General features: G+C 38.3%; 14 protein-coding genes and 2 pseudogenes. 1 reads left to right on the top strand and 15 read right to left on the bottom strand.

What is annotated here, in order from left to right; genetic code table 11:
• Window positions 1-276: 276 nt before the first annotated feature.
• From mmuM to ACFSR0_RS09575, 4 genes and pseudogenes are all read right to left on the bottom strand, one after another.
• Window positions 277-1,197, bottom strand: a pseudogene (gene mmuM, locus ACFSR0_RS09590) (homocysteine S-methyltransferase).
• Between the two features lie 140 nt (window positions 1,198-1,337).
• The gene (locus ACFSR0_RS09585; protein ID WP_379982244.1) at window positions 1,338-1,724 is read right to left on the bottom strand and encodes a hypothetical protein; all 387 of its coding nucleotides are present in this window, start codon (window positions 1,722-1,724) and stop codon (window positions 1,338-1,340) included.
• A 60-nt stretch (window positions 1,725-1,784) separates the two neighbouring features.
• Window positions 1,785-2,729 carry an alpha/beta fold hydrolase gene (locus tag ACFSR0_RS09580; protein WP_379982242.1) on the bottom strand — a complete coding sequence of 315 codons (945 nt, stop codon included), beginning with the start codon at window positions 2,727-2,729 and terminating at the stop codon, window positions 1,785-1,787.
• Entirely contained in the window at window positions 2,730-3,485 is a 756-nt protein-coding gene (locus ACFSR0_RS09575) for a putative ABC transporter permease (RefSeq protein WP_379982240.1), read from the bottom strand. It lies immediately after the preceding gene.
• A gap of 239 nt (window positions 3,486-3,724) precedes the next feature.
• Here ACFSR0_RS09575 and ACFSR0_RS09570 point away from each other — a divergent pair, with 239 nt between their 5' ends.
• Window positions 3,725-4,405, top strand: a complete 681-nt coding sequence (locus ACFSR0_RS09570; RefSeq protein WP_379982238.1) for an IS6-like element IS1216 family transposase — start codon at window positions 3,725-3,727, stop codon at window positions 4,403-4,405.
• A 22-nt stretch (window positions 4,406-4,427) separates the two neighbouring features.
• On the opposite strand, the gene ACFSR0_RS09565 is transcribed toward ACFSR0_RS09570, so the two are convergent.
• The 11 genes and pseudogenes from ACFSR0_RS09565 to ACFSR0_RS09515 all read right to left on the bottom strand — a co-directional run bounded on the left by ACFSR0_RS09565 (window position 4,428) and on the right by ACFSR0_RS09515 (window position 12,810).
• Window positions 4,428-4,577 carry a hypothetical protein gene (locus tag ACFSR0_RS09565; protein WP_379982236.1) on the bottom strand — a complete coding sequence of 50 codons (150 nt, stop codon included), beginning with the start codon at window positions 4,575-4,577 and terminating at the stop codon, window positions 4,428-4,430.
• A gap of 4 nt (window positions 4,578-4,581) precedes the next feature.
• The gene (locus tag ACFSR0_RS09560) at window positions 4,582-5,142 is read right to left on the bottom strand and encodes a TetR/AcrR family transcriptional regulator (RefSeq protein ID WP_379982234.1); all 561 of its coding nucleotides are present in this window, start codon (window positions 5,140-5,142) and stop codon (window positions 4,582-4,584) included.
• Window positions 5,135-5,602, bottom strand: coding sequence for a phytoene/squalene synthase family protein (locus tag ACFSR0_RS09555; RefSeq protein WP_379982232.1), 468 nt, complete (start codon window positions 5,600-5,602; stop codon window positions 5,135-5,137). Before ACFSR0_RS09555 ends, ACFSR0_RS09560 begins: the two co-directional genes overlap by 8 nt.
• Window positions 5,602-6,018, bottom strand: a complete 417-nt coding sequence (locus ACFSR0_RS09550; protein ID WP_379982230.1) for a squalene/phytoene synthase family protein — start codon at window positions 6,016-6,018, stop codon at window positions 5,602-5,604. The genes ACFSR0_RS09555 and ACFSR0_RS09550 overlap by 1 nt, the downstream gene beginning before the upstream one ends.
• Window positions 6,008-7,496 (bottom strand): annotated as a pseudogene (locus tag ACFSR0_RS09545) (phytoene desaturase family protein). The gene ACFSR0_RS09550 and the pseudogene ACFSR0_RS09545 overlap by 11 nt, the downstream one beginning before the upstream one ends.
• A gap of 3 nt (window positions 7,497-7,499) precedes the next feature.
• Window positions 7,500-8,183 (bottom strand): ABC transporter ATP-binding protein, encoded by a 684-nt coding sequence (locus tag ACFSR0_RS09540; protein WP_379982228.1) that lies wholly within the window; start codon window positions 8,181-8,183, stop codon window positions 7,500-7,502.
• A gap of 11 nt (window positions 8,184-8,194) precedes the next feature.
• On the bottom strand, window positions 8,195-9,262 hold the full coding sequence (locus ACFSR0_RS09535; RefSeq protein WP_137619598.1) for an ABC transporter permease: 1,068 nt from the start codon (window positions 9,260-9,262) through the stop codon (window positions 8,195-8,197).
• A gap of 38 nt (window positions 9,263-9,300) precedes the next feature.
• Window positions 9,301-10,074, bottom strand: a complete 774-nt coding sequence (locus tag ACFSR0_RS09530) for a DUF1295 domain-containing protein (RefSeq protein WP_379982225.1) — start codon at window positions 10,072-10,074, stop codon at window positions 9,301-9,303.
• Window positions 10,071-11,852, bottom strand: a complete 1,782-nt coding sequence (locus ACFSR0_RS09525; RefSeq protein ID WP_379982223.1) for a DAK2 domain-containing protein — start codon at window positions 11,850-11,852, stop codon at window positions 10,071-10,073. Before ACFSR0_RS09525 ends, ACFSR0_RS09530 begins: the two co-directional genes overlap by 4 nt.
• A gap of 5 nt (window positions 11,853-11,857) precedes the next feature.
• Window positions 11,858-12,265 carry a DUF2177 family protein gene (locus tag ACFSR0_RS09520; protein ID WP_137614767.1) on the bottom strand — a complete coding sequence of 136 codons (408 nt, stop codon included), beginning with the start codon at window positions 12,263-12,265 and terminating at the stop codon, window positions 11,858-11,860.
• A 137-nt stretch (window positions 12,266-12,402) separates the two neighbouring features.
• Window positions 12,403-12,810, bottom strand: coding sequence for a DUF2871 domain-containing protein (locus ACFSR0_RS09515; RefSeq protein ID WP_379982221.1), 408 nt, complete (start codon window positions 12,808-12,810; stop codon window positions 12,403-12,405).
• Window positions 12,811-12,818 lie beyond the last annotated feature (8 nt).

Here is a 12,818-nt window from a genome sequence, read left to right as displayed (position 1 = left end):
AACTCTTTTTTCTTTTTGCCTTCTCTGTCTAAAAAGCGCGCAAAAAAGCCCTGTCCCTTTTTTCATCAGAACAGAGCCTAGTTATACGTATGGAATAATTGCTAAAGATACGCTAAATAGAATCCAGAGAAGGGATTAATTTTGTTGATGATATGAAATTGGTGTTTTGCTTGTTTTGTTTTCTGTTATTCATCACACATTCCCTCTCTTTCTTAAATTTTTCTTAACTACATGTCATAGTGTACCGATACTTGTCATTATTTACAAGTGTTTTTTTTATTTTTTTGAAAACTGCTTAACAAGTTGTTGAATTTCCGGCACAGAGGTACAACAACAGCCCCCAATCAATTGCGCCCCCATTTGATTCCATCCAACGGCTTCCGTCGAAAACCATTGTGCGTGATTTCCACTGTGTGTCCACGTTTTTGAGGTTGCATCATAGGTTTCTCCAGAGTTAGGGTAAACCACAAATGGCTTTGAATGGCACTCTGCTAATTGGGCAATAACTTCCTCTACCCACTCCGGTTTTAAACAATTGACACCATAAGCAAAAACGGTCGGACTCTGTTCCATGCGCTCTTGAAATTCTTTTAGCGCAGTGCCATCACTTAGATGGCTAGGATCTTTCATTGTAACAGTGAACCATGCTGGGATTTCTGTATACTGATTTAACAAGGTTCGCAGGGTATCAATTTCGAGAATATCGGGCATCGTTGCACAAGCGAATAAATCAATTCCTGAGTTGGCTAATACTGCCAACCGTTCCTCGTGAAATGCGGCCAGTTCGCTTGGAGTCTGACCGTAATTCCCTTTGTATTCCGAACCATCGGCTAAATAAGCCCCATAAGGACCAACTGAGCCTGCAATCCACTTTGCTTGTTTTGTCTTACTGGCCTCTCTTGCTTATTTTGCCAACTCAACCGATTGTTGCACCAATGCGCGACCCTCTTCGATTGATAATCCCATTTTTTTAAAGCTAGCCATCGATGCTTGGTAGCTGTTGGTAATCGCAATGTTTGCTCCAGCATTAAAATAATCAAGATGGACTTGATAGATTTTTTCAGGATCCTGTAGCAAGGCTTTGGCTGTCCACAAAGGATCATTTAAATCTAAGCCAAGCTCTTCTAACCGTGTTGACATCGCTCCGTCAAGAATAATACACGACTGTTTGGATTGCCACGCTTGAAATGCATTCATATCAATCACTCATCAACCAATCATTGATGATACTCCTTTGTCTTTATTTTTTTTAGGATAGAAAAATTGATAATAACAAAAGCAAACCATTTGATGTCAATCACATTAGCCACAAATAGAATGACCATAAATAGTGCACACTAAATCCATAGTGGAATGCCTGTAAACCACCGTTGCATCAAGATTGCCATCGTTACAAGCTGGGAGCCGAGCGCAACGGTCCAAGTTAGCCAATACAACCACGCCACCACAAATCCCACACTTGGATGTATATACTTCGTTGCATAATTATGAAATGAACTCGTATGAGGTTCATGTACAGACAGTTCACCTAGACACATCATCACCAATGTCACAAGGCAAGCCCCCACAATGTAGGCAATGATTGTTCCCATTGCCCTGCCGTTTGAATGAGGTAACTGGAGCTCAGGAAAATACCCGTTCCAATTACACCATCGAGGGACAACATTACTAAATGCTTGGCATTCATTTTTCGAATAAACGATTCTTTCTCCACTTGCTACCAACTTTCCAATCGACTCATTTGTCTAATAATTATTAATTTTCTGGTAATTATGCTGTATGAATCATTTCCTGTCAGTACTCGTTTTTTCGTATTTCCGTAGCCAGTTAACCAATAACTGATACACCGTTTTTGCATTTTGTTCATTTAATAATTCATGTCTTCCTTCAGCCATCAGCTCTAGGGTGACTGGATTGCCATTTTTAGCCAATTGTTGCGCACAAGCAATCACACCTTTTCCATAGCGCCCAACAGGATCCTCCTCACCAGAAATAACTAAAAGAGGCAGTCTAGGATCAATTTGATTTAATTTTTTGGGTGAGCTCGCTTCTTTTGTTAAATAAAAAAGATCTTGGTATGCTTGGGTTGTAAAGGTAAACTGATTTTTTGGGTCTTGGATATAAGCATCCACCTGGTCTTCATCACGTGAGAGCCAATCCTTTGATGTCCGTGCAGAATGAATATGACGATTAAATCCATTGAAAGCCAAATTGTCCAAAAAGGTCGAGCGATAACGCTTGCCTCGAAACCGAATAAAAGCGCGGCTAACTAGTAGTGCCACGTTCATTTTCAGCAAGGATTCATACGCAGTCCCCATCATAATGGCTCCTTGCAACCTTTCAGTAGGATATTCGATTAAGACATCTCGGACAACCAACGAGCCCATGCTATGCCCCAATAGAAAATAGGGAACCTCAGGAAATTTTGTGCGCCACTGCTCCTCGATTCGTTTGACATCTGTAATAAGGTAACGGTACCCCTTTTGCTCAGCAAAGTAACCGTATTCCCCCACATTATCGATTGAATCTCCATGTCCAAGATGATCATGACCAATAACCGCATAGCCTTGAGCATTTAAAAATTTGGCAAAGGAATCATAGCGGTCGATGTGTTCCACCATCCCGTGAACCAACTGAATAACCGCTTTGGGTTTTTCGGTTGGCAACCAGTAGTTTACTTTTAGTTGATGGGATTGATCCGAGGACGTAAGCCAATGTTGTTGTTTCATTTATTTCTTTCCTCCTTCCCATTCTTGGTTCATTGTTTTTACCAACCGTCGCTTTTTAAAACGAATATTCGGATAGTTTTTCACGATCCGACTTAAATTCCGATGGCGCCATTTTTTCCGTTGTGAAGACAACAATTGGAGCACCCGATTCCGATTATGAGAAGATTCGTGATTGGTAATCAATTGCTTCCAACGAAATTCTTTGATAGCCGCATTCTCTTTATCCGATTCATCAATGGCTGCCTCGACTTCTTTTTTGGTCGTCAACGTAAATAGGAACGTTGTGGCAGCGTCGCCGAAGAATAGCACAGCGAGAACGATGCCCCCATATTGACTCGTCTGATATAAAAACTGTTGGATGGCTGACTGAATAACGGGATTAATCACTTTGATTAGTAGCAGACAACCAATTCCCCAGAAGAAAGAGACCGGCACCGCAACCCGACCTTCAATATTTAATGGCACATGTGTATAATCCCATAACTTCATGTTGAATAGTTTTTCCAATAGCCAACTGGTCACAAATTCAATGATTGTCACAATCACCACGATATTAAAATACAAGTTGAGCATTGTCCCAGCATGATGCGGGACAAGTACCAGTACCGTAACAACACCAAACCCATAGACTGGGCAATAAGGACCTAATAAAAAGCCCCGATAAACAAACTTGTGGTCTTTGATGGAACAATAAAACGTCTCCCAGATCCACCCAATCACCGAATACACCAAAAAGGTCATAAATAATTGATTCATTGCCTCACCTCTTTTTTATTTGCTTTCTTTTTCACAATATTTCGTTGCCTTTTGCTATGTCTCTACTCATTCTATCAATAATTCATATTTTAGAACAACTGATAACTAGCAGCTGTCGATTTTCTTGGGAAAATTCCTTATCGTATCAACTTAGGTCATCTCAAAGGTTCTGTTGCAAAGTTTTAAATCTACTATCAGATAAGGTAGAATAATAGAAAAAGATAGCAGGAGGAATGACGATGAGTCATTTTAAAGGAAAGCAATTTCAGCAGGATGTGATTATTGTAGCCGTGGGCTACTATCTTCGTTATAACCTTAGCTATCGTGAAGTTCAAGAAATCTTATATGATCGTGGCATTAACGTTTCTCATACGACAATTTATCGTTGGGTGCAAGAATATGGCAAACTACTCTATCAAATTTGGAAAAAGAAAAATAAAAAATCTTTTTATTCATGGAAAATGGATGAAACGTACATCAAAATTAAAGGAAAATGGCATTATTTGTATCGAGCCATCGATGCAGATGGTTTAACCTTGGATATTTGGTTACGTAAAAAACGGGACACACAAGCAGCCTATGCTTTTCTTAAGCGGTTAGTGAAGCAGTTTGATGAACTGAAGGTTGTAGTCACAGATAAAGCCCCCTCTATTACAAGTGCCTTTAAGAAACTAAAAGAATACGGCTTTTATCAAGGGACAGAACATCGTACCATTAAATACCTGAATAATTTGATTGAACAAGACCATCGTCCAGTAAAGAGACGCAATAAATTCTATCGAAGTTTACGCACTGCCTCTACCACGATTAAAGGCATGGAAGCCATCCGAGGATTATATAAGAAAACCCGAAAAGAAGGCACTCTCTTCGGGTTTTCGGTCTGTACTGAAATCAAGGTATTATTGGGAATCCCAGCTTGAATCATAGATACCGTAAGGGATTTTATTCTTTATTTAAAACTTTGCAACAGAACCCTTCTACTGTTGCAGGATACCGACTCTTTTGGATAAAAACTGTACTGGCAATGACTACAACGAGTAGTACAAACACAACAATTCCAACAATTTTTTTCCAACGGGGCCACTTTTTCATTTCTCTACTCCCTCTGCTCTTTAATTTCTGTTGCCATAACACCATATAAAAATACCTGAACACTTTTAGCTAAATCGCTTTGTCGGTTCGGTGTCTCTAAATAAGCAGCAATCAAGATAAATAATTGACTGACAGCAAATGTCGGATCAATTTCTGATTTTAAATGAAATTCCGCTTGTTCTAATAACTCTATAAATGGTGTTTTATAAGAAGTCGTCCACAATCGGTATAGTTTCTGTGACATTTCTTTGGATAAAGAATGTTGGATATCATGCATCATCACAAAAAGATTAAATGGATGTTTTTGCTGTAGGAATAAAGCCATATGTAAGATTTTTTTTTCAGCTGGTAGAGCTTCGTCATTCGCGATAATCCGCAACTGCGCTTCAACAGTTGCGGATAAACGCAACATCACATGATAATAGATATCTTCTTTTTTCTTAAAATGATAATACAACGTTGGTTGTGTCACACCTAATTTTTCGGTAATCTGCCTTGTGGACGTCGCTCGATAGCCTTGGACCATAAATAATTCTTCTGCTACATCTAAGATTTCTTCATACATTCGCCTCACCTGCTATCAGGCGCGCAACTTGTTTGGTCGCTTGTTGAAATAACTCCAACTTTCTAAATCGGCTGACCGATTGCCGTTTGGTCAACATTTGATATTGTTTATGACGAATCTCCATTAAAATCTCACGGTAGACTGTCGCAGCTAGATATAAAGGCTTTTGTGCCTTAGTTTCCAATAATGGCAGCATTTCAAATAATTCATCGTACAACCGTTCCGCTTCTTGTGCTAGAAATTCCCATAATTCCACTACTGCTTCTGTTGGTTCAGTTTTACCCAAGTCATATGGACAAACATCAAAGCGAAGCATGTCTTCCATTGGTAAATAAATCCGTCCCATACGATAATCTTCACCAATATCATGTAAAATATTAGTGATTTGCATTGCTTCTCCTAATTTTTTAGCTGGTTCTTGGATTTTTTCAGGATACCGTGATAGCAATGGCAATAACATCAACCCCTTCCTGCAACGTAATAAGCATACTCTTTTAACTCATCTAATGTTTTGGATTGTCTGAATTCTAGATCTTTTGCTTGGCCTTCTAACATATCATAAAATGGTGCGATATCCATTGGGTAGTGTTGAAAAACCACCGCTAACGCTCTGAAAATCGGTTCGTTCGGAATATTTCCTTGCTCAAATGCAACTAATTTTTGATATAAGGCCTCTAGTTTTGCGCGATCTTTAGTTAAATCAACGATGTCATCTGCCTCTCTACAAAATGCATAGATCGCAAAAATACTTTGAGCTTGCTCTTTGGGTAATTTTGAAAAAGCAAAATAGAACGTTTTCGAATGATGCTTGATGATCTTCTCGCAAGCTAAAAAATCAGTTTGCTGAGAAGAAAATGTATATTGATTATTGATCATCTTTGACCAGCTCCTCTACTGCAAGTTTAGCACTTTGCATGATGATCGGCACTCCCGCTCCAGGATGGGTACTACTTCCACAAAAATAAAGATTTTCTGCATAATCAAATTTGTTGTGTGGACGATAGTAATTACTTTGTGACAAGATTGGCTTCAACCCAAATGTCGCACCATTATAGGCATTGAATTGTTGCTTGAATTTATCTGGTGTGTAATATTCTTCAAACACGATATGATCATTTAGATCTGTAAATTGCGTTTTCGTTTGGATCAACTCAACAATTTTATTGCGATACGTTTGAATCGCCTGATCTGACCAATCATTATATTTTGACACTTCTGGTACTGGGATCAAGACATATAGACCTTCCTTGCCTTCTGGTGCTAAATCTTTATCAAGTAAAGTTGGATGATACAAATAAAATGAAGGATCTTCTGGAAGTACACCGTCTTCAAACAAATCATTCACATTGCGTTCAAAATCTTCAGCAAAATAAATACTATGTAACGTCTCTCCTGGATAATGCTTATCTAAGCCAAGATACATCAAGAAGCAAGAACATGAATACTCCATTTTATCGATTTTTTTGTTAGTATATTTTCCGCGTTTCTTTTCGTCTGGGATCAAATGCTTCATTGCATATGGAAAATCAGCTCCACACACGACAGCATCGGCTGCAATCATCTCTTGGCCAATACGGATTCCTTTGGCAGACTTTTGTTCGATGACGATTTCATCGACTGGTGTGCCATAATGAGCTGTTCCACCTAATTCTTTGAACAATCGGTCTAATGATTTCGCTAAGGTATACATCCCACCTTTCATAAAATGGACCCCATAAAAGAGCTCGATCATCGGAATAATCGTATACAGTGATGGACCTTGATACGGTGAAACACCGATATACAATGTCTGAAAGGCAAGCGATTTAAGCAAGCGGTCATCTTTGACAAATTTAGAGATCGAAGAATAGGCATCACTAAACGTACGCAAACGAGCACCCGCCCACAACGATTTTGGATTATAAAAATCAAGCGGACCACGGAACGATTTCATGATAAAGTGTTCTTTTGCAATCAAGTATCGTTTGTAGATATCCGCTAAAAAGGCAAAATAGCCTTGCGCATCTTCTTCTGAGATATCTTCTAACGTTTTTGTCAACGTCGTAAGGTCACTTGAAAATAGCAATGAGTCATCGTTTGCAAAAAACAATTCTAGCATTGGATCGACTTTTTCCATTGGAATATAGTCATCAGGATCTTTCCCGCAGACTTCAAACACCTCACGATAAATTTCGGGCATCATCACGATCGTTGGCCCTACGTCAAAAAGAAAGCCATCTTTTTTCGATTTGATTCATTTTCCCACCAGGCTTGACGTCTTTTTCATATAAATGAACATCATAACCCAGATTTTGTAAACGAACAGCTGCACTTAATCCTGCTACGCCTGCTCCAACCACTATAATTTTTTCCATGTACTATTCACCTGACTTTTCTTTTTTTTCGGTTAACTCTCCATCTTTCATTATATAAACTTTATCACAATAGTCGACTAAACGGAGGTCATGCGTGACCATGATCGTCGCTTTTTGTTTTTCTTTCGTTTCTTTTGCTAAAATTTTGACCACTTCATAAGCTTTTTCCGTATCTAAACTTGCAGTGGGCTCATCAGCTAAAATAATCGTAGGATCATGATATAAAGCACGGATGATAGCGATTCGTTGACGTTCTCCTCCTGAAAGCTCTTCTGGATATTTTGAAACTAATTTTTCGACGCCTAGTTGAGTAAATAATTCTGTTCCAACTGACCGTGTTTTTTGTTTCGTGACTTTATCGACTAATTTCAATTGATCTTTGACGGTCAAAAACGGAACAAGATTTGATGCTTGTAAAATAAAGCCGATTTCTTTAAAACGTAAAGCCGCTCGTTGTTTTTCTTTTTTCTGACTAAATGGTTGGCCGTTGATCAAAACTTCACCTGAAGTTGGACTCTGTAAGCCTCCGATAATGGTTAAAAATGTACTTTTTCCAGATCCCGATGGTCCAATAATAGCTACAAATTCTCCTTTATCTACTGAAAAATTCGTTTCTTTTAACGCATGAATCGTCTCATCGCCATCCTGAAATTGCTTGGTCACGTGCTTCATTTCTATCGCGCTCATCTATTTTCCTCCTAACTAATGGCTTTTAATGGATCGATTTTGACAATAGTACGAACTGAGAAAAAGGCTCCAATGATTGCAACGACAACCATCATAATACTGACTGCGGCAAAAAATAACGCATTACTTTGAAACGGTACCGCTTCTGGCAATATAAGTCCTGAGCCGATCGTAGCAAGCAACCCGATCCCAACACCCACAACCGCTAAAAAAAACGTTTGGGCAATAACAGAGCGGGCAATGTAACTACTAGAGATTCCTTGGGCTTTCATCACACCAAAAATCGCCGTTTTTTGCATCGTTAAAACATAGATGAAGATCCCAATAACTACTGCAGCGATGACGACTAAAAAGCCGATCATAAAACCAAAAGTCAACACTTGGGCATTATATCCCGGAAGTTTATTGATAAATGTTGAAATCGTTAAACGTTGTAAACTACTTGGTACATCCGTTAGTTTCCCTTTTGTCACAATGGCATTTAATTTCATCGGTTGCATTTGCGCACGTTCACCGTATTTTAGTTTGTGGACCGTATCTAGCGTTGTGTACAGGATTGGTGCCACATTAAATTTTGCATTTTTTGTAAATCCTGTGATAGTTAATTCTTCTTCATTTGTTGCTAAGATGATCGTATCGCCGATTTTATACCCTGCATTGATTTTTAAACTTTCATCGGCAACGACCTCATTATCTTTTGTAAATAATTTTCCTTCTGTAACTTCTGGAGTAATAAACTGATCTGGATTGATTCCAAAGAAACTGACATTTTCTTTTTCTGATTTATCCCCTTCACGATAGACGATACCAGAAAGTTGTGACAATTCAGCCTTGTCTTTGACATCAACCTTATCAAAATCTTTAGGATCGATCATCGACATATTCAAATTATCATTGGCTTCACTGGATAATAAAATATTATCTGCTTGCCATTTATCGATTCCCATTCGATTTTCTTGGGCTAATCCGTAAGCTAATCCTGTCAAAAAAAAGACCAGATAGGCAATTAAAAACATCACACCAATGACTAATGTGTAACGTAATTTAGAATGTTTGATTTCATTTAATGCTAAAAACATCGATTTTCCCCCTTTTTGGTAGAAAAAAAAGGCTAAACTTATAGCCCTTTTTTCCCAATAATTGGAAAGAATTTTGCAGTATGTGCTGCATATTCTTTAAAGTCTTGACGATCATGGTATTTCTTTTCTAATAATGGAACTCCTGAAACAAATAATAACAACAATGTAATACAGATTGGACTTAAAATCAGCCATAATGTCGACCAACTTGTCAGCGCAACTAAAAATACACCCCACCAACAAACGGCTTCACCAAAGTAATTTGGATGACGTGTTACCGACCAAAAACCACTTGTTAGTAATTTGCCTTTATTCTGTGGATTTTTTTTGAACTGTTCTAATTGACGATCGCCGCCAACTTCAAAAATAAAGCCAATCAACCAAATCAAAACGCCAAGCCATTGCCACCACATCATGGATTCATTTGGGTTAGCAAATGTATACGTGATCGGTAGCGCAATAATAAATAATAATACGCCTTGCAAGACGAATACATTTAAGAACGCTTTGATATCGACATATTTTGTCCCCCAGCGTTTACGCATGTTCACATAGCGATAGTCTTCTGGCTTGTTCCAATTGCGACGAGCAAGATGGGTAAATAATCTTACACCCCATAATGTCACGAGTACTAAAATGGCTAATTGTTGTAATGTAATCAAATCTGTAGCAATCAAACCGACCCAAGCTACTACAACGAACCCCCCACCCCAAGCAATATCGACTAACGAATACTTGCGTTTACCTTTTGAAATAATAAACCAACAAATAAAATAGATGAGTAATGCAAATGCAACAATCCCATACATCATTTTTCTTCCTCCTTTAATACCCCGGCGATCGCTAAACTTGATTGTCCCGCACTGATCGCAATCGCTGCTGAGCTTTCTACGATCGCATCGACTGGTATCGCTCGTGCGTTTAAGCTCGTTTTCCAATCAAGTGCTGCTTGTTCATTAAACACATGTGTGACATAAACTGCTTCTAAACGCTGTTTGTTAGCAAATCTGCTGACCTTTTTTGTGATTTTTTTCAAACTTTGTTTTTGACTCAAAGAAGCGCCAATCAACTTGCCATCGCCTTCTTCATTTAGACTGACGATTGGATGAACAGAGGCTTTTTGAGCGATTTTTCCTAAGAATTGGGGAATTCTGCCAGATTGAATCATCGGATCTAAATCCGCTACTGCTACATATATAAAAATACGTTCACGCAAGGACTGCAATTCATTCACGACAGTTTCAAATGATTTATCTGCCTCAACTAACTCTACGGCTCGTTTGACAAGTAATCCTTGGGCAATCGAATTGAGCTTCGAATCGATTACTTGAATCCAGTTAGAAGAGAGCTGTTTTTCTTTTATGCGTTGGGTGACCAATTGATACGTTCCACTTAATTTAGCCGCTACACTGATAACCAACACATGATCATATTTCCCTTCTAAAAACGAAAGCAAGGCATCGACCGTTTTTATATTCGGTTGCGCAGTACTCATACTTTTAGCTATTTTTAGTCGTTGCTGTAAATAATCTGGTTCGATAGTCAATTTGTCTAAAAATGTTTCTTCATCTAGTAAAAGATTCATCGGTAACACATGTACTTGATGTTCCAAGCTGAAATCTTTTGGTAAGTCTGCGATCGAATCGGTTACAATCGCAATTTTTGCTTTTGCGTTTTGTCCAATTTGATATTGCAATTGCATATCGTCGACTTTTTGATACGTCACTTGACCATTAGATACTAAATAAGACATCAATCGTGCAGGTTCACTAGTGTGGATATGTATCTTTACTTGTGTTTGATCACCAATCAAAACCAAAGAATCACCATAGTGTGCCAGTTGTGCTTTAAATGTGTCAAATTCTATCGTCAACTGTTTGACTAAAAATTCTGAACAATAACGATATCTAGGTGCCTCGCTTAGAAAATGTTCTTCGATTGCTTCCTGTTGATCTACTTGCATCTTTTCATAGTGAGAGACATCCCCATTACAAAAATATTCGGTTAGACCGGCAATAAAATAATAAAATCCTTTTGCACCTGCATCGACTAATTTATTCTTTTTCAGTACAGCCATTTGGAACTGTGTCTGTTCCAACGCTGCTTTAGTCTGTCTTTTTGCAACCGTCAACGCCTCAATCAGGGTATTTCCGTGTTCGATCTGCTCAACGAGATGTTCTGACCACACATGCATAACTGATAAAATCGTACCTTCTTTTGGTTCCAAGACAGCTTGATATGCTTTTTTTGACGCTTCCTGTGCTGCATAAACAAGTGCTTTTTCTGCTACGAGTGCATCATCATAGCTAGTACTTAACCCATAAAAATATTGAGCAAAGATCATACCCGAATTTCCTCTAGCACCCATCATTGCCGCTTCTGATAATTGGTTCAATCCATCTTTGATGCTGTTTGTTTGTATGGAAACTTGGTCTAAGATCGTTTGCATCAAAGCAGCCAAGTTACTCCCAGTATCTCCATCAGCTACAGGAAATACGTTGATTCGATTCAATTCTTGTTTTTGATTGACAACTTCTTTAGCCCCATTCAAAAAACCTTCGAGTAACTTGGTTCCTTCTGATTCTTTCATTTCATTCACATTCCCTTAAAAAAATTCGCTTGGATCATATAAACAATTGCCGACGTCACAGCGGTTACACCAGTCCCCCAAGCAAGGTCGATAATCGTCATCTTCACTGGCCAATCTTTAAGCGTGGCTAAATTTGTCAAATCGTACGTTGCATAACAAATCAACCCAAATAATGCTCCCGCACCGATTGTATAAAGAATACTCTGTTTTTCGACTCCTGGTAATAATACGAAAAAGACAACACCTATCACATAAAGCACATAAAAAATCACTGCTGGAGCCAATTTTACTTCTCCCATTAGTTGTCCAATAAAATGTTGATACATTTTTTTCGATACCACCAACAACCAAAATAAGTCAAAAATCAAAAAGACAATCGCACTTGTTAAAAATAATTTGAAAAATTGTGACATGCCTTTCTCCCCCTTATCACTTGATAAGTAAAGTGTAGCATATCTCCATTTTCATGCCTAGATTGTTGCTCAAATTCAAGCGCTTTTTTCTACTAATTAACTAACACGTTACTTTTATGACAAAAAAAGAACATGCTCTACGCACGCTCTTCTACTGAACCAAATAATATAGCAAAGAAAAAACCTAACCCGATCGTCATGATAATATGTCCTAGGCCGGCAATACCTGAGATTGCTGCTGAACTTTCAATCCCCATCACGGTCATTGTTCCGTGGATCAACATAAGTAATAAGGTAATTCCCAAACCGATATTGTACGTGATATAAAATCGCTTGTACCATTTATGTGCTGTAATATGGAAATTTTTTTCTAATAATAACACAATCAAGAAGAAAAACATCCCCAAGACTAACGTATGTGTGTGTAGGGTACTTAGTTGTGTTTTCCCACTAAAATCAAACCATTTAGTCAATTCTCTATAATAAACCCCAAATAATAATCCAATGATCATATACGACATACTTACTCTGACTAGTTTTTTCATCATTTCCC

Source organism: Enterococcus camelliae (assembly GCF_042685105.1).
Taxonomy (GTDB): Bacteria; Bacillota; Bacilli; order Lactobacillales; family Enterococcaceae; genus Enterococcus_G; species Enterococcus_G camelliae.
Note: the sequence above shows the minus strand (reverse complement) of the source record. Positions and strands in the feature narration are given on the sequence as shown.

Coding starts and splice junctions, on each gene's coding strand:
- ACFSR0_RS09580 (WP_379982242.1), bottom strand. CDS start 2,729: ATGAAACAACAACATTGGCTTACGTCCTCGGATCAATCCCATCAACTA.
- ACFSR0_RS09575 (WP_379982240.1), bottom strand. CDS start 3,485: ATGAATCAATTATTTATGACCTTTTTGGTGTATTCGGTGATTGGGTGG.
- ACFSR0_RS09570 (WP_379982238.1), top strand. CDS start 3,725: ATGAGTCATTTTAAAGGAAAGCAATTTCAGCAGGATGTGATTATTGTA.
- ACFSR0_RS09565 (WP_379982236.1), bottom strand. CDS start 4,577: ATGAAAAAGTGGCCCCGTTGGAAAAAAATTGTTGGAATTGTTGTGTTT.
- ACFSR0_RS09560 (WP_379982234.1), bottom strand. CDS start 5,142: ATGTATGAAGAAATCTTAGATGTAGCAGAAGAATTATTTATGGTCCAA.
- ACFSR0_RS09555 (WP_379982232.1), bottom strand. CDS start 5,602: ATGTTATTGCCATTGCTATCACGGTATCCTGAAAAAATCCAAGAACCA.
- ACFSR0_RS09550 (WP_379982230.1), bottom strand. CDS start 6,018: ATGATCAATAATCAATATACATTTTCTTCTCAGCAAACTGATTTTTTA.
- ACFSR0_RS09540 (WP_379982228.1), bottom strand. CDS start 8,183: ATGAGCGCGATAGAAATGAAGCACGTGACCAAGCAATTTCAGGATGGC.
- ACFSR0_RS09535 (WP_137619598.1), bottom strand. CDS start 9,262: ATGTTTTTAGCATTAAATGAAATCAAACATTCTAAATTACGTTACACA.
- ACFSR0_RS09530 (WP_379982225.1), bottom strand. CDS start 10,074: ATGATGTATGGGATTGTTGCATTTGCATTACTCATCTATTTTATTTGT.
- ACFSR0_RS09525 (WP_379982223.1), bottom strand. CDS start 11,852: ATGAAAGAATCAGAAGGAACCAAGTTACTCGAAGGTTTTTTGAATGGG.
- ACFSR0_RS09520 (WP_137614767.1), bottom strand. CDS start 12,265: ATGTCACAATTTTTCAAATTATTTTTAACAAGTGCGATTGTCTTTTTG.
- ACFSR0_RS09515 (WP_379982221.1), bottom strand. CDS start 12,810: ATGAAAAAACTAGTCAGAGTAAGTATGTCGTATATGATCATTGGATTA.